Annotated in this window: 27 protein-coding genes; 15 read left to right on the top strand and 12 right to left on the bottom strand. The window is 38.4% G+C overall.

What is annotated here, in order from left to right:
- The first annotated feature begins 107 nt into the window (after positions 1 to 107).
- From H5119_RS03755 to H5119_RS03740, 4 genes are all read left to right on the top strand, one after another.
- Positions 108 to 371, top strand: coding sequence for a GrxA family glutaredoxin (locus H5119_RS03755; RefSeq protein ID WP_182701272.1), 264 nt, complete (start codon positions 108 to 110; stop codon positions 369 to 371).
- A gap of 160 nt (positions 372 to 531) precedes the next feature.
- Entirely contained in the window at positions 532 to 2370 is a 1839-nt protein-coding gene (locus H5119_RS03750) for a DEAD/DEAH box helicase (RefSeq protein ID WP_182701271.1), read from the top strand.
- A gap of 213 nt (positions 2371 to 2583) precedes the next feature.
- Positions 2584 to 3000: a hypothetical protein gene (locus tag H5119_RS03745; RefSeq protein ID WP_182701270.1), complete on the top strand. Its 417-nt coding sequence runs from the start codon at positions 2584 to 2586 to the stop codon at positions 2998 to 3000.
- Between the two features lie 26 nt (positions 3001 to 3026).
- Positions 3027 to 3617, top strand: a complete 591-nt coding sequence (locus tag H5119_RS03740; protein WP_182701269.1) for a hypothetical protein — start codon at positions 3027 to 3029, stop codon at positions 3615 to 3617.
- Positions 3618 to 3706: 89 nt separating this feature from the next.
- Here H5119_RS03740 and H5119_RS03735 read toward each other — a convergent pair whose 3' ends face one another.
- From H5119_RS03735 to H5119_RS03710, 6 genes are all read right to left on the bottom strand, one after another.
- Positions 3707 to 5263: an AbgT family transporter gene (locus H5119_RS03735; protein ID WP_182701268.1), complete on the bottom strand. Its 1557-nt coding sequence runs from the start codon at positions 5261 to 5263 to the stop codon at positions 3707 to 3709.
- A gap of 145 nt (positions 5264 to 5408) precedes the next feature.
- Positions 5409 to 5684: a YfcL family protein gene (locus H5119_RS03730; RefSeq protein WP_077538508.1), complete on the bottom strand. Its 276-nt coding sequence runs from the start codon at positions 5682 to 5684 to the stop codon at positions 5409 to 5411.
- Complete coding sequence (locus H5119_RS03725; protein WP_182701267.1) at positions 5681 to 6844, bottom strand: ATP-NAD kinase family protein; 1164 nt, start codon at positions 6842 to 6844, stop codon at positions 5681 to 5683. Before H5119_RS03725 ends, H5119_RS03730 begins: the two co-directional genes overlap by 4 nt.
- Positions 6834 to 7388: an elongation factor P hydroxylase gene (locus H5119_RS03720; RefSeq protein WP_138586258.1), complete on the bottom strand. Its 555-nt coding sequence runs from the start codon at positions 7386 to 7388 to the stop codon at positions 6834 to 6836. The genes H5119_RS03725 and H5119_RS03720 overlap by 11 nt, the downstream gene beginning before the upstream one ends.
- Positions 7389 to 7505: 117 nt before the next feature.
- On the bottom strand, positions 7506 to 7967 hold the full coding sequence (locus H5119_RS03715) for a zinc-ribbon domain containing protein (RefSeq protein ID WP_182701266.1): 462 nt from the start codon (positions 7965 to 7967) through the stop codon (positions 7506 to 7508).
- A 111-nt stretch (positions 7968 to 8078) separates the two neighbouring features.
- On the bottom strand, positions 8079 to 8483 hold the full coding sequence (locus H5119_RS03710; protein WP_182701265.1) for a DUF4112 domain-containing protein: 405 nt from the start codon (positions 8481 to 8483) through the stop codon (positions 8079 to 8081).
- A 344-nt stretch (positions 8484 to 8827) separates the two neighbouring features.
- On the opposite strand from H5119_RS03710, the gene H5119_RS03705 reads away from it, so the two are divergent.
- The 4 genes from H5119_RS03705 to H5119_RS03690 all read left to right on the top strand — a co-directional run bounded on the left by H5119_RS03705 (position 8828) and on the right by H5119_RS03690 (position 11660).
- Positions 8828 to 9232 carry a carboxypeptidase-like regulatory domain-containing protein gene (locus H5119_RS03705; protein ID WP_259398988.1) on the top strand — a complete coding sequence of 135 codons (405 nt, stop codon included), beginning with the start codon at positions 8828 to 8830 and terminating at the stop codon, positions 9230 to 9232.
- Positions 9233 to 9367: 135 nt separating this feature from the next.
- Complete coding sequence (locus H5119_RS03700) at positions 9368 to 9667, top strand: hypothetical protein (protein WP_259398987.1); 300 nt, start codon at positions 9368 to 9370, stop codon at positions 9665 to 9667.
- Positions 9668 to 9967: 300 nt separating this feature from the next.
- On the top strand, positions 9968 to 10492 hold the full coding sequence (locus H5119_RS03695; protein WP_259398986.1) for a DUF6795 domain-containing protein: 525 nt from the start codon (positions 9968 to 9970) through the stop codon (positions 10490 to 10492).
- A gap of 13 nt (positions 10493 to 10505) precedes the next feature.
- A complete protein-coding gene (locus H5119_RS03690; RefSeq protein ID WP_182701263.1) occupies positions 10506 to 11660 on the top strand; it encodes a lipase family protein in 1155 nt (384 codons plus the stop codon).
- A gap of 87 nt (positions 11661 to 11747) precedes the next feature.
- On the opposite strand, the gene aroC is transcribed toward H5119_RS03690, so the two are convergent.
- Entirely contained in the window at positions 11748 to 12848 is a 1101-nt protein-coding gene (aroC, locus tag H5119_RS03685; RefSeq protein WP_182701262.1) for a chorismate synthase, read from the bottom strand.
- Positions 12849 to 12912: 64 nt separating this feature from the next.
- Positions 12913 to 13848 (bottom strand): 50S ribosomal protein L3 N(5)-glutamine methyltransferase, encoded by a 936-nt coding sequence (prmB, locus tag H5119_RS03680; RefSeq protein WP_182701261.1) that lies wholly within the window; start codon positions 13846 to 13848, stop codon positions 12913 to 12915.
- A 152-nt stretch (positions 13849 to 14000) separates the two neighbouring features.
- Here prmB and smrB point away from each other — a divergent pair, with 152 nt between their 5' ends.
- The 7 genes from smrB (at position 14001) to H5119_RS03645 (ending at position 18493) form a co-directional block, all read left to right on the top strand.
- Positions 14001 to 14558, top strand: coding sequence for an endonuclease SmrB (smrB, locus tag H5119_RS03675; protein WP_138586251.1), 558 nt, complete (start codon positions 14001 to 14003; stop codon positions 14556 to 14558).
- A gap of 26 nt (positions 14559 to 14584) precedes the next feature.
- Positions 14585 to 15511, top strand: a complete 927-nt coding sequence (locus H5119_RS03670) for an AEC family transporter (RefSeq protein WP_182701260.1) — start codon at positions 14585 to 14587, stop codon at positions 15509 to 15511.
- Between the two features lie 299 nt (positions 15512 to 15810).
- Entirely contained in the window at positions 15811 to 16269 is a 459-nt protein-coding gene (locus H5119_RS03665) for a hypothetical protein (RefSeq protein WP_138586249.1), read from the top strand.
- A gap of 73 nt (positions 16270 to 16342) precedes the next feature.
- Positions 16343 to 16945 (top strand): DUF2589 domain-containing protein, encoded by a 603-nt coding sequence (locus H5119_RS03660; RefSeq protein ID WP_138586248.1) that lies wholly within the window; start codon positions 16343 to 16345, stop codon positions 16943 to 16945.
- Positions 16946 to 16974: 29 nt separating this feature from the next.
- On the top strand, positions 16975 to 17634 hold the full coding sequence (locus tag H5119_RS03655; RefSeq protein WP_138586247.1) for a DUF2589 domain-containing protein: 660 nt from the start codon (positions 16975 to 16977) through the stop codon (positions 17632 to 17634).
- Positions 17635 to 17688: 54 nt separating this feature from the next.
- A complete protein-coding gene (locus H5119_RS03650) occupies positions 17689 to 17910 on the top strand; it encodes a hypothetical protein (protein ID WP_138586246.1) in 222 nt (73 codons plus the stop codon).
- 232 nt (positions 17911 to 18142) lie between these two features.
- Positions 18143 to 18493, top strand: coding sequence for a hypothetical protein (locus tag H5119_RS03645; RefSeq protein ID WP_182701259.1), 351 nt, complete (start codon positions 18143 to 18145; stop codon positions 18491 to 18493).
- 361 nt (positions 18494 to 18854) lie between these two features.
- Here H5119_RS03645 and H5119_RS03640 read toward each other — a convergent pair whose 3' ends face one another.
- Genes H5119_RS03640 through sixA form a run of 4 tightly spaced genes read right to left on the bottom strand, consistent with a single transcriptional unit; the run spans position 18855 to position 20915 of the window.
- Positions 18855 to 19592 (bottom strand): SDR family oxidoreductase, encoded by a 738-nt coding sequence (locus tag H5119_RS03640; RefSeq protein WP_182701258.1) that lies wholly within the window; start codon positions 19590 to 19592, stop codon positions 18855 to 18857.
- Entirely contained in the window at positions 19582 to 20091 is a 510-nt protein-coding gene (locus H5119_RS03635; protein ID WP_182701257.1) for an ASCH domain-containing protein, read from the bottom strand. The genes H5119_RS03640 and H5119_RS03635 overlap by 11 nt, the downstream gene beginning before the upstream one ends.
- A complete protein-coding gene (locus H5119_RS03630) occupies positions 20072 to 20422 on the bottom strand; it encodes a RidA family protein (protein ID WP_182701256.1) in 351 nt (116 codons plus the stop codon). Before H5119_RS03630 ends, H5119_RS03635 begins: the two co-directional genes overlap by 20 nt.
- 22 nt (positions 20423 to 20444) lie before the next feature.
- Entirely contained in the window at positions 20445 to 20915 is a 471-nt protein-coding gene (gene sixA / locus H5119_RS03625; RefSeq protein WP_182701255.1) for a phosphohistidine phosphatase SixA, read from the bottom strand.
- Between the last annotated feature and the right edge of the window lie 119 nt (positions 20916 to 21034).

Below are 21034 nucleotides of genomic sequence, written 5' to 3'. Positions count from 1 at the left end.
TTTAGAATGCACAGCATCATAAAAATAGAACAACACAATCGGTTTTTTACGCTTTAAAATATTTTTTAATCATTTAAACTTAAAAAAATCAACTAAAGGAGAGCGTTATGCTTACAGTAATTTTTGGCCGCGAAGGTTGTCCATTTTGTGTACGTGCGAAAGACGTAGCAGAACAACTAGCGAATGAACGTGATGATTTTAAATTTCGTTACATCGATATAATTAAAGAAGGCATTAGTAAAGCCGATCTTGAAAAGTCAGCGGGTAAACCTTGCCCTACCGTTCCACAAATTTTTGTGGATCAAAATCACGTTGGCGGGTTTACCGAATTTGAAGCTTACGCAAAAGAAAACCTAGGCTTGTACAAATAAGCTTTGTATTAAATATGTTAACCAGTTTCATAAAGCCTATATTGAACTGGTTAAATTTCGACCACTTTCAAATACATATAAATTAGTTTCAATTTATACAAGCATTTGCCTCGCTAATCCTATATAATGCGCGCCTCTTTAAATTCGTTGAGGCGTATTAATGTCAGAACCAGTCACGTTTGAATCTCTAAATCTTTCTCCTGCAATTTTGAAGGCAGTTGAAGAGTTGGGTTACAAGACACCATCTGAAATCCAAGCTCAATGTATACCGTTATTGCTAGAAAGAAAGGACGTACTGGGACTAGCACAAACGGGTACAGGTAAAACCGCAGCATTTGCACTGCCGTTACTAAACAATATTGACCCGTCTGTGAAACAGCCACAGATCCTTGTACTCACACCAACACGTGAGCTTGCGATCCAAGTTGCTGAGGCATTTGAACAATATGCAAAAGGTACTCGTGGTGTTGAAGTATTAGCACTATACGGTGGCCAAAGTTACAGCATTCAGTTAAGCGCACTTCGTCGTGGCGCTCAAATCATCGTTGCTACACCTGGTCGATTAATCGATCACATTAACCGTGGCACAATCAAGTTTGATGCTCTACAAGCACTTGTACTTGATGAAGCCGATGAAATGTTACGTATGGGCTTTATCGATGATGTAGAAAACATCATGGAAAAAACACCGCGCGAAAAGCAAACATGTCTTTTCTCTGCGACTATGCCTAAGCAAATTCAAAACATCAGCAGCAAATATATGAACAACCCTGAACAGGTTCATATTTCTGCGCGTAACTCGACAGTATCATCTGTTGAGCAAGTGTTTTGGAATGCAAGCGTACACAAGAATAAAGCCATTGTTCGCTTTTTAGAAGCTGAGCAATATGAAGGCGCTATTGTTTTCGTTCGTACACGTAACGATACTGTACAACTTGCTGAATTATTAGAGCGCGAAGGTTTCTCTGCTGCTCCACTTAACGGTGACATGAACCAGCAAGCACGTGAACGCACTGTAGATCGTTTAAAAAGTGGCATGCTAAACATTGTTATTGCAACAGATGTAGCGGCACGTGGTCTAGATGTTGACCGTTTAAGCTTAGTTATCAACTACGATATTCCACAAGATTCTGAAGCCTACGTTCACCGTATCGGCCGTACAGGTCGTGCTGGTCGTACTGGTAAAGCAATTTTATTCGTAAAACATAACGAACGTTATTTACTTAAAAATATCATTCGTCATACGAAGTCTGAAATTGCACAAGTTGAATTACCAACTGCAAAAATTGTTGAAGAAAAACGTATCGAAGCGTTACAAGCAAAATTAACTATTGCACTTGAAAACAAAGACATCACGTTCTTCAATGAAGTAGCTACTAACATGGCTGAAAAACTTGACCTTCCTCTTGAAAGCTTAGCGGGTGCGTTACTGTGTTTAGCACAGCAACAGTCGCCAATTAAAGTTGAAGAAGTTAAGATTCAACCTCGTGAACGTAACGAGCGTAACGACCGCAATCCACGTAACGATCGCGGTGGACGTCGTAACGAGCGTGGCGGCGAACGTGGTGGTGAACGCGCTGAGCGTAAACCTCGCGAACGTAACAGCCGTGATGCAGGCCCTATGGATACGTACCGTATCGAAGTAGGTCGTGAACATGGTGTTCAGGTTAAAAACATTGTTGGCGCTATCGCTAACGAAGCTGACATCTCAAGCAAGTTTATTGGTGATATTCGTCTGCACGATAATCACAGTACGGTTCAATTACCGCAAAACATGCCTAAAGATGTACTTGATCATTTCCAAAAAGTGTTTATTTGCAAACGCCCTATGGGCTTAACAATCACACAAGATCAAGGCCCTGCTGAACCACGCGGCGAACGCTCTGAGCGTCCAGCTGGTGATAAGAAACGCAGCTTTAACAAAGATGACAGCGCACGCGGTGATAAGCGTACCGGTCCTCGTAAAGAACGTCGCCCAGTAAGCTTCACAGCTAAATAAGCAACGACTCTTTAATAAAAAAACCTTGCCACAAAAGTGACAAGGTTTTTTTGTGTCTGTAACATGAGAAAACTAGTTAACCTCAACTCTGAATAATAAATCTCTTAACCAGAGTTCAGGTTAGTTAGAGGAAAAACTTAGAAGCTCGCTATTAAAATGGCTGCAGTAATAGGAATAAGCAGCTGTATTACTTTCAGGGAGAGATGTAAATAAATGAAACTTCTAACAAGCCAAATAACCCGAATGGTAGCCCTACTTCATAATAAAGGTTTTTTTCACATATACCTATATGCTGGATTATCGCCCAGCGGTTGTGATTGGCGCTATATAATTGGTCACACTAAAGATGGGCAGTGGCCAACTAACGATCTAATTACTTATGGTAGCATCAACTCTAGCAGCAAACTGACATGGTCTGAGAAGAATACAACTGAAGATTTATGCAATGACTTTATTAACTACATCAAACTTGAAAAATATTCTCTTACAAAAGAGCAACTTCGATACATAGATTGGTACTCAACTGTTGTTAATTCACTAGCTGAGGATGAAGCAGTCATTTTTTATGCAGACTACCAAGCTAGTCATCAACATTTACTAAATAATGCGCCAGGCTTTGTAAAAAAATAATATTTTTGACAGTAAGGATCACTGATATGAAAAAATTATATGAATACCTAACAATCATAGCGCTACTAAGCCCTCTTATTTTATTCATGGCTATTCCAATTGTAATAGACTTTACAGACCCTCCATTTATTGCAAATAAAAAATATGACATTACTATTTTTTGGATTATCCCTATTATTTCAGGTGCATTATTTATCTATTTGAATATGCTTGTATTCAAAAAATATAAGCAATGCAGTAAATATAGAGAATCATTTAAGCATAATATTTCAGGAATAAAGAACCTAGCTTCATTTATTTTAGGCTATTTGGCAGCTCCATTTTTAATATATGCAATATTTTATATCTATTTAGCCCTTCCAATAAAGCTGTTTGCTTATTTCACTGAAAGTGATTATTGGTATAAAGAATATATCCTGACAGACGTTGAAGAGTGCGGCAGTGATTATGAAAATAGTTGTACACGTTTATCTTTTTTAGATCCTAAAACAAAGCAAATACACGAGCTCCGGTGGTATGAAGAGAAATCATCCATTACCAATAGTAAAGGGCACTATGTTTATGTAATCGGTGAAGCTAGCTATTTTGGTTATATTGTCAGAGGGCTAGAAAGGTAGCCATCATTGGTTTACAAAGTTAAAGCTTATAAAAAAGCCCTGTCATTTTCGTGGCAGGGCTAATATAAGCTCTTAATATTTATACTTTATTAAGGCGCTACTGCCGGATACACATAGCTGGCATCAAGACCTAGCGGGATACCGAGTGCCCAGTAGCCTAGTAAGAAAATACTCCAGCCAATCATAAAGGCGATTGAATACGGTAGCATCAGCGCAATGAGCGTGCCTATGCCAGTGCCTTTGACATACTTTTGGCAATACACAACAACAAGCGGAAAGTAAGGCATAAGTGGTGTAATGATATTAGAGCTTGAGTCTCCGACTCTGTAAGCCGCCTGGGTTAAATCTGGCGAGATCCCCAATTGCATCAGCATTGGTACAAATACGGGACCAAGTAATGCCCATTTAGCAGAGCTTGAGCCGACAAACAAGTTAACAAAGCCTGTTAAAAAGATGATACCTACTACAGTGACTGCGCTCGGTAGCTCCATTGCTTTTAAAAGCTGTGCGCCTTCGATTGCCAGTAATGCACCTAAGTTTGATTTACTAAAAGCGGCAATAAATAACGAACAAAAGAACGCCATTACAATATAATACGCCATGCCGCTCATCGCTTTGCTCATAGCATCGATCATATCTTTGGTACTTTTAAATGTGCCGACTGTAAAGCCATATACAGCACCTGGGATCCAAAAGAGTAAAAAGATTAACGGAACAATTGATTGCATTAAAGGGGAGCTAAAATTGGTAAGCGATCCATCACTGCTACGCATTGCAGAATCTGCGGGGGCTGAAACAAACGCTAATAATGCAAGGCCTGCGATCATCACGCTACTTGCAATAAAAAAGGCGCGCTTTTCATCACTGCGTGCATCTTCAAATACAGGTAAGTCTTCTTCTGTGCCATCAACTTTTGTTTTTTGTAGGCGTGGTTCGATAATTTTATCGGTGATATACCAGCCTACTAATACGATAAATAAACTTGACGCTGAGGCAAATGCCCAGTTATTAAGCGGATTAATAGACATAGCAGGGTTAATAATTTGCGCTGCACTTTGCGTAAAGCTTTGCAGTAATGGATCAATTCCCGATGGAATAAAGTTAGCACCAAAACCACCACTTACACCCGCAAATGCCGCTGCAATACCTGCAAGTGGATGACGCCCTGCGGCATAGAAAATCACGCCCGCTAATGGGATAACCAATACATAACCTGCATCGGTTGCCGTGTGACTAACGATGGCCACTAAAATGATCGAAGGCGTTAATAACTTTTTAGGTGTTACTTTTAACATCAGTTTTAAGCCGGTATTAATAAAGCCAGAATGTTCGGCAACGCCCACACCAAGCATAGCCACTAACACTACGCCTAAAGGAGCAAACCCTGTAAAGGTTTTTACCATTGATGATAAAAAGGTCGCTAATGAGTCACTTGCTAGCATGTTATTAATTATAATGGCTTCGCCTGTACGGGGATCAATTGCGTCAAAACTTACGCCTGAAAACCACCACGATAAAAACCAGATCAATAACATAGCAAATAAAAATATAATTGCCGGGTCTGGAAGCTTATTCCCTATTCTTTCAACAAAATTTAAAAAACGCGCGACTAGCCCCGAAGGTAAGGCGCCCTGATTATTATTCATATTTGATTACTCATTAAAATTTATTTTGACAACAGTATCGCATTAAAACGCAACAGTAAATTAACATAACAATCTATTTTAGGGCCTTTAAAAGCAAAAAACACGACAGCGCTGAGCTAATCGTGTTTTTCTTTTATCGGTTTTGTTAAGCGAGTGCTTTTACTTCTTCCCACAAGCGTACAACTAATGCCTTGTCTTCCTCGTTAAGCTCACCATTGCGATAGGCTTTAACTAAGCTTTGCTCTACAGTTTCGTTTAGCTCATCAATACTAATTGTGAGTTTTTCTACTTCGGCATAGCCTACAGCAAGATCAAAGTGGCCTCGTAAATAACCGCCTGCAAATAACTCATCGTCGGTTGCTTTTATTACTAAGTCATCGAAGTACTGCTGAGCTGCATCGATATAGTTCACTAAACTCATTTATTAATCTCCTGGTTTTGCAAAGCATCCATTTCTTCAAGATGTTGGTGCCCTACTGCATACATAATATGATCGTTAAATCCGGTGGTTACTTTTATATAACCCGTTAATGTGTCATCAAGTTCGCCGTCGCCCGTATCGCAAATAAGCGGACGCCCATTTAGCGCCTGTAGTTTTGTTTTTGTTGCGACTACAATAATATTGTCTTTGCCTATTGCGCGTATAAGCGCAGGGCTCAATTGCTGATTACCACGGCCGAATATATGCCCTTGCCCGCCAATGAGCGTAATAACTAACTTAGTACTTTGCTGGTGAGTATATTGCAGTAATTGCGCAGCCGTTAAATCTTGGGCAACTAAGGTTTGATCTTTAATTAAATCCACGCCAAGCAACGTATTCTCAAGTCCCATTTCCTCCATTATCGCCTCAACCGTTGAGCCGCTACCCATAATATAAAATGTGTCTTCATCCATTTGTGATACAACATGCGCAGCAATGTCGGCAAGCACGAGCTCGTCGGTTTCTTTACCGCCATTTTTAACCGCTTGCATATAACGTACTTCACTTGGGGTTTGCATTTCGCCGTAGCGCTTTGCTTTTACTGTGCCTTGTCTAAAGGCATCTTCATCGATATCCATTACATCGGCATCAGCTAAAGTAACTAACTCACCTTTAACCAGCATTTCGACTACGCGCCCTGCAGCTTTTGGTGTAATAGCGTACACACCAGAGTGGATTTTGCAGCCTGCGGGAATGCCAAGTACAGGCACAGTGTCTTCTATTGCATGGCAAATATTACGTGCTGTACCGTCACCTCCGGCAAATAAAACTAAATCAACACCACAGTCTTTAAGTACTTTTGCTGCTTGTTCTGTGTCATCTGGGGTTGTTATTGCAGAAGTGTTGTACACAACCTCTGCATTAAAGCCTAAGGCTTTGGCTGCTTTCTCACCCATGTCACCGTTAACAGTGTAAATAGTCAGGCGCTCTTTATAAGGTAATAGCACTTCAAGCGCTGCTTTTGTGCGGCTATTGGCTTTTGGCTCTGCGCCTAGCTCAATAGCTCTGGCAGCAGTTTGTGCGCCATCACTGCCTTTTAAAGCAACCGTGCCACCTAAACCCGCGACTGGATTTACAATTAAGCCTAATTTAAACGCCATTACAAAGCTCCTTTGGGTGTTGCCAATTAAATTGCTGTGCAGTTAATGGCCACGGTGTGTTGTAAAAATGAGAGAGCGCTTTTAAAAGTGACTCCGTACGAGAGTTAAAACCGTTTTTAATCAAGGTAAGCACTCGTTGATGCACGCGCTGCTGAAAATCAAACCGACACGTTTGTTCGCCGTTTAAGTTATCTACCGACACATTAAAATTAAACCCTGCTGCGGTACTTAATAACCACTCGATGGCTTGGGGCTTTACTTCAACGTTTTCAAAATCAGCTTGTTGTTGTTTATCACGCCCATCGGGGCAATACCAATAGCCGTAATCCTCTGATAAACGCCGTTCATTACCCGCCACCAGCCAGTGTGCAATTTCATGCAATGCACTGGCGTAAAAACCATGGGCAAATACGACTTGGTGATAGAGCACATAATCTGTTGCCGGTAAATACACAGGCTCGCTGTCGCCTTTTATCAACCGAGTATTATAAGTTTGATAAAAAGTGCGTTCAAAAATTGAAATTAGATCAGCTATTTGATGCATAAAATTAGGCTAACTCGTCTCGGTTACAGCGCTACATAGCGCACTAAAAACGAGACGAATTGTACGGGCTTTTACAACTAAAGTAAAAATAAGGCGTGGTAGTAAAATATGAGTAGGCTAACCATTCACTTTATTGATATTTTTAATAATACCTAAACAGTAAAGAGTCTTTGCAAGCGCTTTATGTTCTGTTTTTTCACTGACAGTTTTATTGGCTGCATTTGCTAACATATCGTATCGTTTACGAAGAGTAAGTATATATCTGGCATGCTTACGGCATCCAAAACAATGAGTACAGTGCGAATCGACCCAAAACCCAAGTACCTCAAACCAATACTGCTGCTCTTGAGCAAAAAAAATAAATGCCCTAGAGCAAGCCCCGCACTGCACCTCAATATCAACATAGAGTGTTCGGGGGTAAATGGCATAATTTTGCTTTTCTATATCTGCCAATATTACCGTATTAGGAAAATATTTAAGGCTTGAGTAATGCCAGTGTGCTCGCTCAATCGCTTCTACCGCCATTGAAATATTGGTAACTATGGGCTTATTACCATACCTAGGGTGATCAAGGTACATACATTTACCTGTTATAAGTTAATAGCTTACATTTTTAAAAGCGAACTAAATAAAAGTAAGCCAATGCGAAATATACGATACATAATTGTTATCTATAAGTAGTTTATGCACTTAAATAACTGAGCTTTCATTACCGTGCGCTTTTAACTGCTTCGCTATATGCTTTTTTAATAAATGCGTGTTTCGTGTATTTGCTTTAAAAAACGCATCAAAAATATCACCAAACACAGGTACTAGCCCACCGAAGAAATCTATTGCCATATTAAGTAAAATACGAAATTTAATATGCCAACTTACGCCTAATCTTTGAGCCTCAAATAATACATAGCTTGATAAAATTAAGCCTGCAAAATCACCTATAACAGGGATTAAACCAATCACAGCTTCCAAACCTATATTAAATTTAGTACAAGGAATGCCGATGCTGCTATCTGTAAAGTGAGAAAACTTTTCTAAACGTTTAATAGCTGTTTCATATTCATAATGTACGACTGAAGGTTGATTGTTTATTCGCATAATAACTGTCTTGTCATTTTTAAAGTTAATACTAATCATTGTAAGGTCTGACTAATTAAATAGCTCAATAGATAAAACCTCAACAGTATTAGCACTTGAAAAAGTTATACTATACACATAAAAGTTCAGTTTAGAATCTAGTACAAAAAAACCTTAATATTAATTCACCACTCCGTGAAAATAGGTACTCTCTACTTAACATGTATATTCTTGTCGGTTAAAATTCAGAAAGTTACGCAAGGATTACCTATGAGTAACTCAAGTTTGAGCTTCAACCTCGACTCGTGATCTTGTTTATTATTGCATGTGTCATTATTTTCCCAGCCATTAGTCAAGGAGAAGATATGTTTAGCTGGTCCAGAAAGAAAAAAGAAGTATTTTTAGGCCCTGAAGTCAATGGTATTGTTACAGAAAATGGCGCACCAATTGCAAATTTAGAAATAATACGATCACTAATCTATATAGATGAAAAAGTCCGCAGAGATATAGCAACTACCGATGAAGATGGGCGCTTTCATTTTCCTAAAAAAACTATTCTTTCCTCAATACCAAATAAGCTAATAGTCAAACACCGTGTTTCGCAAGAAGTCTTTATTGAAAGCGAAAGCACTTTAATTCCATTCTGGGTTGTAAACCAATCATCAATTATAGAAATTCCAGAGTATAGTCAAAAATTAGCATTCCTAAGTTGTGAATTAACTAATAAACGCGTTGATTTTGAATTTAAAAAAATAATAACGAACATTTAAATTATGTAGCATCGAGTATTTGTCGTTGGAAAACAGACTATATGCCATTTTGGTTATATGACGGAGATAGAGAATATAAAATTAATAATGGTGATTTTAACAACTTAACTGAGCGCAACATCAAGGAAGATTAATATGGAAAAAGTCCAAGCAGTACTACCGCCAAGCATTGCAACGAGTGCCACAGCAAGGGTTTACGATATTAGAAGCTCAACAAGTTTTAGCGGTGTTTTCCACCCAACATTTAGAGACAACTTTAAAATCACCAACAACCAAATAAAAGGCGTTAGTGGCGGTTTAATTAACCAACTTCTAAACCGCACCACAGGTTTCGCTTTAACTGCAGAAGGTGCATTACCACAATTTAAAGGCCAACTTATTATTGGTATACGTAGTACCGTAATACTTCCTGTGCTGATTGGTTCAAAGATCTAAAAGAAAACCGTAAAAACTTAGAAGTACTCTCAGGATTTAATAAACTTTTACTAGCCTGAAATTCAGCTAATTTTTTGTTGAAGCCAAAAGACTAAATCATATCTAACTCTTATTTTTAAATAATATTAAAATGTTACAGGTTTTTGATCACTACCCTTTACACAGCTTTTAATCTCAATTAGTATTTAGTAAAATATGCAAGGATTGCTTATGAATATATCTAGCTATAGCCCTCGATTCATTATCTTATTTATTCTTGTTTGTCTTATTATTTTCCCAGCCATTAGTCAAGGAGAAGATATGTTTAGCTGGTTCAGAAAGAAAAAAGAAGTATTTTTAAGCCCTGAAGTCAATGGTGTTGTTACAGAAAATGGCGCACCAGTTGTCAACTTAGAAATAATTCGCTCATTAATCTACATAGATGAAAAAGTCCACCGAGATACTGCAAACACAGATCAAAATGGACGTTTTCACTTTCCCAAAAAAACGGTCCTTTCCTCTATCCCAAATAAGCTAATAGTTGAAAACCGTGTTTCCCAAGAAATCTTTATTGAAAATAATAGCACCTTAATCCCCCTTTGGATTGCAACTCAGTCAGGTATTGATGAAGTCCCTGAGTATAGTAAAAAACTATTACTTTTAAATTGTGAAATAACCAATCCTCACGTTGTATTTGAGTTTAGAAATCAAAAAAATATACACCGTAACTATGTAGCACAAAGTATTTGCCGATGGGAAGAAGACTTTTTACCTTATAAACTTTTAAAAGACGGTAAAGAGTACCAGATAAATAACTACGACTTAACAGATTTAACTGAAAGATAAAAGGAAGATTGACATGGAAGAAGTCCAAGCAATATTACCCCCAAATATAGCTGCCACTATAGCTGCTAGAGTTTATGATATAAGAACCTCTACGTCATTTAAAGAAGAATTAGGACAACGTTTTGACAGTGATTTTAAAATCACCAACAACCAAATTAAAGGTGTTAGTGGTGGCTTAATCAATCAACTGCTAAACCGCACGACAGGTTTTTCTTTAACAGCAGAAGGTGCATCACAACAATTTAAAGGCCACCATATTATTGGTATACGTGGCACCGTTTTTACCTCCTGCGCCGACTGGCTAACAAACTTAAATATAGCAATTACCCACGGCCCTAAAAATTTAGAAGTGCATTCTGGCTTTGAAAAAGCTTTTACCAGCATGAAGCCGATGTTTGAAAATTATGTCAAGCAGCATAAACCTAAGTGTTTGCACCTTGTTGGTCATAGCTTAGGTGGTGCTATAGCACAGCTCACTGCAATTTGGGCAAGTGAGCAAGGTATTCCCACTAATTTATATACGTTTGGTGCGCCGAGGGTTGTATTAAACCAGTTTGTTCATTCTGCAGCGTACAATATAGGCCAGTACCGCGTAACGCACGGCGCAGATCCGGTACCCTGCGTACCAGCTTGGCCATTTAGTCATACTTCAAGCGAATATCAGACAGCGATGAATGAAGGATCTTTTTTTAGTATTGGTGCACATTCTATGGAAGAAAATACACCAGGTTATGTTAATACTGTGGCTGCTTATAAAGACTACGCAAGCATGGAAAGCTCAATAAAGCCTCTTCACTACAATCACACTGTATTAAAGTATGAGCAGCGCTTTAATGTTACGTTTTCAGCTGCCTGCCAACGAATAATTACCAATGGCTTAATTACCTTTTTAAAGAAAACAGGACAATACGCCTTTATCTCTGCGCAGGCAGGTGTAGCTGTTGGGTTAACTTTTTATGATATTTTATCCCGCTGCCTATTTGAATCAGTGGTTAAATTTGTAGAGCTTGCAGAGGAGTTAAAGGGATTAATTGGGCATATGCTCGCGTTTGTTGGTAAAGCGACATATGAAGTCAAAGAGCTTACAGCTCAATTTATCCGTTGGGTATTAGGTTTAATGGTCAAAAAGCTATACTTGGTGGCAAAACATGCCATTGACCGTATTTAAGCTTATTGTTAAATTTTCTCCAATCAAAAACGCGGCAAAATCAGAGCCGCGTTTTGAGTTTTATATTTCTTACTAAATCAAACCAAATTAATCAATCGAACCTTTAATTGGCCCATGTTCGTGGTTTACATGTGGATTTTGACCGCGTTGACGCAGTAAATGGTCCATTAATGTAATAGCCATCATTGCCTCAGCAATCGGGATTGCACGAATGCCCACACACGGATCATGACGACCTTTGGTGATCATCTCTACCGCTTCGTTGCTCGTATTAATACTGTTGCCAGGAATAGTAATGCTCGAGGTTGGTTTAAGCGCAATAGAAGCAATAATATCTTGCCCTGTCGAAATACCCGCAAGTACGCCACCCGCATGGTTTGATGTAAAACCTTCAGGGGTTAACTCGTCACGATGCTCAGAGCCTTTTTGCTCAACTACATCAAAGCCATCACCAATTTCCACGCCTTTAACTGCGTTAATACTCATTAAGGAGTGTGCAAGTTCGGCGTCAAGGCGGTCAAATACTGGCTCACCTAGACCTACCGGTACGTTGCTTGCCACTACTTTTACTTTAGCGCCAACTGAGTCACCTTGCTTTTTAAGGTCGCGCATATATTCGTCAAGCGCTTCAAGCTTACTTGTATCAGGGAAAAAGAATAAATTATTTTCAACTTCGTCCCAATCAAACGTTTCAGCCTTAATAGGACCTAGCTGGCTTAAGCATGCTTTAACTTCAATACCATGAAATTGCTTTAAATATTTTTTAGCGATAGCCCCTGCTGCGACTCGGATTGCGGTTTCGCGTGCAGATGAACGCCCACCACCGCGATAGTCGCGCAAGCCGTACTTATGCCAATATGTGTAATCGCCATGACCTGGGCGAAATACATCTTTAATTTTGCCGTAATCTTGCGAACGTTGATCGGTGTTTTCAATTAATAAACCAATGCTAGTACCTGTGGTTTTACCTTCAAAAACGCCTGCTAATATTTTTATTTGATCGCTTTCACGGCGCTGCGTTGTATAACGGCTTTGACCTGGTTTTCGGCGATCTAAATCAATTTGTAAGTCGGCCTCTGTGATTTCAAGACCTGCGGGAGTGCCATCAACAACGCCACCTAATGCAACGCCGTGGCTCTCACCAAAGGTGGACACTTTAAATAACTGTCCAATGCTATTACCTGCCATTAACTTTCCTCATTCCTAATGACTACCAATAGCCAAGCACAGGGCTTGGCTATTCATTTTTTACTTATTTTGCAAAATACTCATCTAGCTGCTTTTTACTAATTACAAATACACCTAAGCCGCCTTGTTCAAATTCAATCCATTCAAACGGCGCATCCGGATACAGTGCGTCCATATGTACCATAGAGTTGCCAACTTCTACAAATAACAAACCGTTATCAGTTAGATGTTCACTCGCTTCGCTTAATATAGTACGGGTTACATCTAAACCATCGTGGCCTGATGCAAGGCCAAGCTCTGGTTCATGATGAAATTCGCGTGGTAAGTCAGCCATATCTTCTGCATCAACATACGGTGGGTTTGCTACTATTAGGTCGTATTTTTGACCTGGTACACCGCTAAATACATCAGACTGAATAGGTAACACGCGCTCAGTTAACATGTAGTCGTTAATGTTAATGTCTGTTACTTCAAGCGCTTCATACGATATATCTACCGCATCAACTTGTGCTTGCTCAAAGGCTTGTGCAAGTGCTATTGCGATACAACCCGAACCCGTACATAAATCTAATATACGGTTAACCGATTGTGGTTCTTCAAGCCAAGGTGTAAAGCGGTTACTGATAAGTTCAGCAAACGGTGAGCGAGGAATAAGTACACGTTCATCCACATAAAATGGCATACCTGCAAACCATGCAATGTTTGTTAAGTAAGGTACTGGTGTGCAGTCATTAATACGTTCTGCGATAAGGCCCGCAAGTCGGTTTTTTTCTGTGCTTGTTAAACGTGCATGCATTAATTCTTTTGGCGCATCAACGGGCAAGCTAAGCGCAGGAAGCAGTAAACTTACCGCTTCATCCCATGCGTTATCTGTGCCGTGACCAAAAAATATACTACTACTTGCAAATTGGCTTGTAGTCCAACGTAACCAGTCATGTAAAGTTGACAGTTCTGCAACGGCTTCTTCGAGTGTTGCTTCTTCTATTTGTAAATCGCTCATATATTTTACCTGTATTAGCTTACTGACTGTTTTGAGTCTTTAAGACGATTGCATTGCCTATCTGCGCTGGGCAAATTACAATTGCCCCTCATTTAAGTATTGTACCGCCTTTTGCGCTGCGTTTTTACGTTTTTTTGTTTAGGTAAAAAGTTATGAAAAAAGACATTCCATCCCATTCGTCCCTAAGCAATGACGACATAAGCTTATTTCGTCAAACGATCACAGGCGCTAAAGTATTTAAACAAGATACTCATCGTTTTGATACAAAACCTAAGGTGTCACAAGCTAAGCAATTTGCCCAGCAAAAAAAGCAGGCTCAGTCTGAATTTTTTTTCTCAGACGTTTATATTCCCGATATAGATACCCACGGCACGGTCAAATATGTAAAACCAGGCCAAGATACCTTCCTAGCTAAACAGCTTCGCCGTGGTGACTTTGCACCTGATTTGACCCTAGATTTACATGGTTTAAATAAAGAACTTGCTAAAGATGAACTCGCAGGGCTCATTCACGAGTGCAAAAAGCAGCATTACTATTGTGCATGTGTAGTGCATGGTATTGGCGGCGGCGTACTAAAGCACAAAGTGCCTCAGTATTTAGTACAACACCCCGATGTAATAGCCATGCATCAAGCCCCCCTTGAATATGGCGGCAGAGGCGCTGTACTTATTTTAATTAATTTACCGCAAAGTGATGAATTTAGACGTTAATTTATCTATGACTAAGGCGTAACTGCGTGCACATTTTATCGATTATTTTTCCGCTCATCTTTATTGTTGTACTGGGTTATAGCTGTTGCCGATTAAAGTTTTTTGAACAGCAGCATATTGCTGGCCTGAGTAAATTTACGTTTTACGTTAGTTTGCCCGCTTTTTTACTGCTAAATATGTCGCAAATTAATTTACAACAAAGTATTAGCCTCTTTGCATTTTTAAGTTTTTATATTCCAGTACTGAGTATATTTGGTGTTGGCATTTTAATTGATCGCTTCTATTTAAATAAAAAACACAAAAAAAACTATCAACAACATGGTGTATTTGGGCTTGCCTCAAGCTACTCAAACATGGTGTTAGTGGGTATCCCTATTGTTATTGCATCGTTTGGTAAAGAAATGATAGCCATCGCGTTTATGATCATCACTTTTCATAGCACATTGTTGTTTGCACTTACGTTTTTAATTGGCGCTAAAGGCAGCAGCAAATTTTCGTGGTCAAAATTTGCTAAAAACATGGTATTAAACCCTATTGTATTGAGTATTAGTTGTGGGCTTATTTTAAATATAGTGGGGATCACTTTATTTGAAGATGTCGCTAATAGCCTTACGTTATTAGCGTCGCCTGCGATTGCTTGTGCGCTATTTGTACTTGGTGCAAATTTAGCATTTTATAAAATAGCGGCAAATTGGCAACCAGCCCTCATTGCATCAATCTTAAAAATAGTTCTACTACCAGCATTGGTGCTATTAGTAGGTACTTATTTATTTAGACTCGATACGCAAATACTTAATGTATTGGTACTTTTAAGTGCATCGCCTGTTGGCGTAAATGCTTATCTTATTGCGAGTCAAATAAAACAACATGAAGCCACACTTGCTGGCGCTGTTGTACTGTCGACTATTTTAAGTGTTGCTAGTTTTACATTTTGGCTGGCTATATTATTGTAATCGAAAATAAAACCATGTTTTCCTCTTTTAAAAATGGGTTAAAGCGACTTAACCATCATTCCAAATTTATAACTTGAACGGGATAAAATATAATAATTTTTCCTTATCAGCTTCACACAAAAGTACCCATAACAAAAACAAAAAAGAATCAATTGAAATAAAAACGTTTACGAAATGTTAATTTCATATGAACCATTCTTATGTCCTTATTAACTCCTAAAAACTACAAATAAAGAAACCCATACAAAACTTCAAAGGTTACGCCTTTGAAGTGTATACCTTCAGTGGAGCCGCAAAGGATGCATTACGAAATTTTTGGCGCAATTTATACAAACAAAATAAATCATATGAATGAGTTATATATTTTCTATGAAGAATACAAAGTTGAAGTACTTGCTAGGCTGCCCTTTTTTTTATCTGAACTAGTAGAGCCATACACTGCTAATGAGTTCTACGATTTTATAGAGAAGCATGGTGGGAAAAAAATTTACTTAGGTAAGCATAAGTCAAAATTAGAAATAAGTTTAGAGATAAATTTAACTGAATCTCATTACTGCAGACTTTGCTCTCTTGCTGATTCGTCTGGTTATATTGAAATTCCTAATAGGTGGGGCATCTTTAGCTTGCTTAGAAAAATAGCGTATGAAAATTCAATAAAAAACGGCATGGCAAACGATGAGCTAATCAGGGTGTTTGGTATTAGTCAGCGCACAATATCGACAGCAAGAAAAAAGATGGCCATTTCAAAACAATCATAAGATCAGCTCTTATTAACTTATCTTCTTTTAATACCTATAACTGACGTAACAAAGTCACTACGGAATATTAAAGATGATTAAATTTAGATCGCTTATACATGAACTTCATTCAAGCATTAAGCAAGCCGCTAATGAGGTTGAAGCTCAAGGTATAAAACACATTAATAAATTTTTTGAGATTGTAGAAATACCCACCGAAAATGTAACAGACCTTGATGATGAGTCAATTCAAAAAGTTAAAACATTTATCGATAGTGATGATACAGAAGCAGCGCTTAGCATTCTCAAAAACCACAATGAAAAATTAGCTTCTAATAATCAAGTTCGGCGTGTGCTCAAACCTAAAACAATGCAAATGGCCTTCCCTGATAAAGACCATAATGGGCCTAAGATCAGCTATGTTGATGTACCAATTATAACGCTAACACCAATCAGCTCACAAAAAATACAAGAGGTTAGCATTAAAGCAAACTTAGAAGTTACTGCTAACGATCAAAATGAATTATTTGTCGCATTTCCAAAACAAGCTCAAGGAGGCATTTTTTCTAAATCGCAAGAAAGAAACACCTCTAATGTGGAAATCGAAATAAAACTTCAAGGAGGTGAAACTCCTGAAGGCCTTCAAAAACTTATTGAAGGTTACGAGCGTTCACTTAGAGCGCAAATACCTGGATAGAAAACTAACATTAGAAAAAGGATACTATAATGGAAAATTCACTAGTAAGTATGGCTCAACAATTTTCTGGTCTACCAATGAAGTCTTTAATTGGTGCTCCTTTAAATGCAGCTGCTGATGCCAATGCAAACATGGCAATTACGCAAACGCAGTTTTTATTAGAAACTTGTTTTCAACCAATCGATGATAAAGATAAGGAAGGAGGTGTACGTAGACCTATTATGGTCAAGCTTGAAATTACTCGCCCTGTTATTAATCAAGATACAGGTGAGCCATCAACTCCTGCAACTTCGACTTTAAATTTACCCATTTTGACTATTTTACCTCTAAACTCACTTGCCGTTAAAAATGTTGATGTTAATTTTGAAATGGAAGTGAAAAGCTCTTATTCACACGACACTGAAAAATCAAATAGTGATAGTACAGAGACTAGCGGTAGCTTTGAAGCTGGTTTCAGCTATATGGGATTTTCTGCCAAAGTGGAAGGCTCGGTTAAATCAACTAGTCAGTCATCGTCCTCTGATAAAGAGCACTATGAAAAGTCAAATTCAGCTAAATACACCGTAGCAGTTAATGCTGGGCAGTTACCACTTCCTGAAGGGGTAACAACAATAATCCAAGCGTATACGGCAGCTATTCAGCCTATAATGATCAAAAATCCTAAAAATGAGGATACAAAACCTGGATAACAACTTATAAGCGCCTTTTAATAAAGGCGCTATTTAAAACATGTAGGAACTACGATGAATTTAACAAATACCATTAACTGTCCTCACTGTCAGCATTCTAAAATTATTATTAGTATTGAAGCCTTATGTGCAGGAGAAAAGTTTTGCTGCCAATTATGTAATACTGTAATTAGCTTAGCGGCAGAAGACAGAGTGCAAGTAAAATCCGCCAGTGAAAAATTACAATCTAGCTCTGCAATAGGAAGCTGTAATAGCGATTATGCTAAGTTTAGTTAATGTTGAGCGCATTATTATATGGGTTATTTTAACCCTCCACATTTACATACAACCAAGCCTTAGAGTTGATTTCAATAGTGAAATCAACTTTCAATATCTTTATTTAACACCTCTGCAATACACTATATAAACTATTTTAAAAACAAAATCATATGAACCATTCTTATGCCTAAAATTGTTTGTTTTTGCTATTTTTACTTAGCAACTTAATGCAACAACAAAGGTGAAAAATATGAAAACCATTAATGTAAAATTGATTAAACTCATTGTATGCTCATTAAGCTTATTATCACTTAGTAGCTACGCGGAATGTATGGTCAGTAAAAATGCCATTTTCCCTCAAAAGCAAGGTAGTATCGCTTTCTGGCAACAGTTAATCCGAGATTCGGATGATAACACTCTTGCTATATTCTGGGATCAGGGTAATTGCTTTATCTCAAAAGGCCCTCACTATGGTGGGACAGCGCCAGCTAAGGGCGATGGTTCTACATTGCATATAACTGTGCAAGATAGCTTTAGAACATGCCATGTGTTTAATCAAAAAGACAGTGCGCTGAAAACGCTAACGACTTGTCGCCCATAGTCCTGCTAAAAAACAAACTCAAATAGAATAGGTAGTCTCAAAGATAGTTTTGGCATCTAATTGAAGAAAATTCGTATACCTAAACTTTTCTTTGAGAATACTTTAGAAGTACAACTGACTCATAAAGGGGTAATGACTATGACAAAATTTTTCTTATTCACATACTGATTAAAATATTAATGCTTGTTTTTAAATAAGTTTGTTCCTATAAAATGGGATCATGAAAATAGTATTAAATAAATAGGCAATACCGCATATAAATACCTAATATGCGTGCCTTAAAAATTCTTTCTAAGAACGATATCAACCTGAAAAAACAGCTCTAACACTGTCTCTTACTTACGCAATTAAATAAGAGACACTATGAACCACCAGCTACATCAATAAAACTACCGGTGGTAAATGAAGCTGCACTAGAGGCCAAAAAATAAATTGCCGACGCAACCTCTTCCGGCTTTCCACCTCGACCTAGTGGTAACCCATGTTTTAACCTGTCTACTCTATTAGGCTCACCGCCGTCACTATGCATATCGGTATAAATTAGTCCTGGACGGACACAGTTAACACGAATATTTTGCGCTGCAAGTTCTTTGGCAAGGCCTATTGTAAATGTATCTATCGCCCCTTTTGAAGCAGCGTAATCAATATACTCATGAGGGGAACCTGTTTTAGCAGCCCCAGAGGACACATTCACAATACTGCCCCCTGCAAGCATCAATTTAACAGCCTCACGGCTACACAAAAAAGCACTCGTAATATTGGTGGTCAACACTGTGTTTATTCGCTCTGCACTCATTTTTAACAAAGGCATTTGTGGTTTTAAAATACCGGCATTATTAACAAGTACATCCAGCTTTCCAAATATGCTATATAGCTTTTTAAACATTGCGACCACTTCAGAGTCTTGCGAAACATTTGCCTGTATTATCTCTACGCAAACACCATAGTTTGATGCTTGCTGTGCGACTTGTTTTGCGCTTTGGTGGTCGACATTGTAATTAATACAGATATCGTAACCATTACGTGCAAAATGAATAGCTGTTGCAGCACCAATTCCCCTGCTTGCCCCTGTTATTAAAGCTACTGGGTTATTTTTCATTCGTTGCTCTGGTTTGAAGTTGATGCGCGGCTGTAAATATTAATTTAAACCGTTCACACACTAAAGGCATTGTTTTATTACACTGAAATGGAGTGTCTGCAAGCTCACGCTGATAATAGGCCCAATGTACTTTATTCCAATAAGCAAGGCTCTTATCACCCTCCCCCTCTAAAGCGGCATACGCCGCTGTAATTTCATTATAAGGAGTAATAGTGACATCTGTGGTTTCAATTATACCCAGAGGCTTTCCTTGCCAATTAGTGAAAATATTTAAATCACCGACTTGAGGTAGCGCTTCATTATTGTGTTCAAACCAATAAAGTGACGACGTAGTGGCCGTTTTCACTTTTTGTAAAACAAGTTGTGCGCAGTCGTTTGCATCTATTTCGTTATCACAAAAATACCAAGCAGGAAGTGAACTTATAGCCTGATCAGTTTCTTTATTAAAATCACTGATCAACAATGCTATTTCTGTTTGATTATTTAAGGGCTGCAACAACTGAAATCTCAACAAGTAAAGCATCTCGTGCCATTTTAGCTTCAACACAGGCACGTGCAGGGGCATACCCTTGTGGTACCCATGTATCCCATACCGCGTTCATATCAGCAAAGTAATCCATACTTTTCACATAAATGGTCGCGCTTAACATATGCTTTTTTGAGCTACCCGCTTCATCAAGTAAAGCCTCAACTTTATCGAGCATAGTTTTGGTCTGCTCTTTTATACCTTTTGTAGCGTCGGCACATACCTGCCCACACAAGTAAACTGTGCCATTATGTTTTACAATGCGGCTCATTCGCGCACCCGTTTCAAGGCGATCAATCATCATTTACTACTCTATATTATTTGATTTATACATTTGCAGGGGCGTTTATACTTATATATTGGCTACGTTGAGTTTGCTCATCGTAGTGAATTACAGCAACGGCTCCTGTATTAAAAATAGGCATGTCACCTGAGCTTAATTGATCAACTAAATAACTCACAATAGGCATATGCGCAACGACAAGCCATGTGTTGCATTGAGGATGTGCAGCAATCAGAGTTTCCAAATAATCAGCAGCAATTTGTGATTTACCTTCGGGTACTAAATCACTTGTTGTTTCACTAAATTTAAATGTGTTATTTTTTGCTACATTTTGTGCTGTTTGCTGTGCCCGAATGTAAGGACTAACTAACAAAGCATCCGGTTGATGAACTTTGCTGAGCCACAAGCCCATTTTTTCGGCCTCTGTATGCCCTAATTGAGTTAAATTTCTGGCTGCATCGTCAGCCTGCATCGGTGTTGCTTCGCCGTGGCGCATTATTAAGATTGTTTTCATAAAAAATCAACCGATTAAAGAATATAAAACAGTAGCCAGCCTGCCCATTTGTTCGCTATATTAACAACATAAAGCTATTTATTTCTAAAGTAGTTCTTTCATGATATTCAGGTCAATCT

The sequence above is a fragment of the Pseudoalteromonas sp. SG45-5 genome (genome assembly GCF_014164085.1).
In the GTDB taxonomy this organism is placed as follows: Bacteria; Pseudomonadota; Gammaproteobacteria; order Enterobacterales; family Alteromonadaceae; genus Pseudoalteromonas; species Pseudoalteromonas aliena.
The sequence above is the reverse complement of the archived record's forward strand: the minus strand, read 5'-3'. Positions and strand labels throughout refer to the sequence as shown.

Bases quoted from the DNA above. Each gene is read 5' to 3' on its own strand.
- H5119_RS03755 (WP_182701272.1), top strand. From the start codon at position 108: ATGCTTACAGTAATTTTTGGCCGCGAAGGTTGTCCATTTTGTGTACGT.
- H5119_RS03750 (WP_182701271.1), top strand. From the start codon at position 532: ATGTCAGAACCAGTCACGTTTGAATCTCTAAATCTTTCTCCTGCAATT.
- H5119_RS03745 (WP_182701270.1), top strand. From the start codon at position 2,584: ATGAAACTTCTAACAAGCCAAATAACCCGAATGGTAGCCCTACTTCAT.
- H5119_RS03740 (WP_182701269.1), top strand. From the start codon at position 3,027: ATGAAAAAATTATATGAATACCTAACAATCATAGCGCTACTAAGCCCT.
- H5119_RS03735 (WP_182701268.1), bottom strand. From the start codon at position 5,263: ATGAATAATAATCAGGGCGCCTTACCTTCGGGGCTAGTCGCGCGTTTT.
- H5119_RS03730 (WP_077538508.1), bottom strand. From the start codon at position 5,684: ATGAGTTTAGTGAACTATATCGATGCAGCTCAGCAGTACTTCGATGAC.
- H5119_RS03725 (WP_182701267.1), bottom strand. From the start codon at position 6,844: ATGGCGTTTAAATTAGGCTTAATTGTAAATCCAGTCGCGGGTTTAGGT.
- H5119_RS03720 (WP_138586258.1), bottom strand. From the start codon at position 7,388: ATGCATCAAATAGCTGATCTAATTTCAATTTTTGAACGCACTTTTTAT.
- H5119_RS03715 (WP_182701266.1), bottom strand. From the start codon at position 7,967: ATGTACCTTGATCACCCTAGGTATGGTAATAAGCCCATAGTTACCAAT.
- H5119_RS03710 (WP_182701265.1), bottom strand. From the start codon at position 8,483: ATGCGAATAAACAATCAACCTTCAGTCGTACATTATGAATATGAAACA.
- H5119_RS03705 (WP_259398988.1), top strand. From the start codon at position 8,828: ATGTTTAGCTGGTCCAGAAAGAAAAAAGAAGTATTTTTAGGCCCTGAA.
- H5119_RS03700 (WP_259398987.1), top strand. From the start codon at position 9,368: ATGGAAAAAGTCCAAGCAGTACTACCGCCAAGCATTGCAACGAGTGCC.
- H5119_RS03695 (WP_259398986.1), top strand. From the start codon at position 9,968: ATGTTTAGCTGGTTCAGAAAGAAAAAAGAAGTATTTTTAAGCCCTGAA.
- H5119_RS03690 (WP_182701263.1), top strand. From the start codon at position 10,506: ATGGAAGAAGTCCAAGCAATATTACCCCCAAATATAGCTGCCACTATA.
- aroC (WP_182701262.1), bottom strand. From the start codon at position 12,848: ATGGCAGGTAATAGCATTGGACAGTTATTTAAAGTGTCCACCTTTGGT.
- prmB (WP_182701261.1), bottom strand. From the start codon at position 13,848: ATGAGCGATTTACAAATAGAAGAAGCAACACTCGAAGAAGCCGTTGCA.
- smrB (WP_138586251.1), top strand. From the start codon at position 14,001: ATGAAAAAAGACATTCCATCCCATTCGTCCCTAAGCAATGACGACATA.
- H5119_RS03665 (WP_138586249.1), top strand. From the start codon at position 15,811: ATGCATTACGAAATTTTTGGCGCAATTTATACAAACAAAATAAATCAT.
- H5119_RS03660 (WP_138586248.1), top strand. From the start codon at position 16,343: ATGATTAAATTTAGATCGCTTATACATGAACTTCATTCAAGCATTAAG.
- H5119_RS03655 (WP_138586247.1), top strand. From the start codon at position 16,975: ATGGAAAATTCACTAGTAAGTATGGCTCAACAATTTTCTGGTCTACCA.
- H5119_RS03650 (WP_138586246.1), top strand. From the start codon at position 17,689: ATGAATTTAACAAATACCATTAACTGTCCTCACTGTCAGCATTCTAAA.
- H5119_RS03645 (WP_182701259.1), top strand. From the start codon at position 18,143: ATGAAAACCATTAATGTAAAATTGATTAAACTCATTGTATGCTCATTA.
- H5119_RS03640 (WP_182701258.1), bottom strand. From the start codon at position 19,592: ATGAAAAATAACCCAGTAGCTTTAATAACAGGGGCAAGCAGGGGAATT.
- H5119_RS03630 (WP_182701256.1), bottom strand. From the start codon at position 20,422: ATGATGATTGATCGCCTTGAAACGGGTGCGCGAATGAGCCGCATTGTA.
- sixA (WP_182701255.1), bottom strand. From the start codon at position 20,915: ATGAAAACAATCTTAATAATGCGCCACGGCGAAGCAACACCGATGCAG.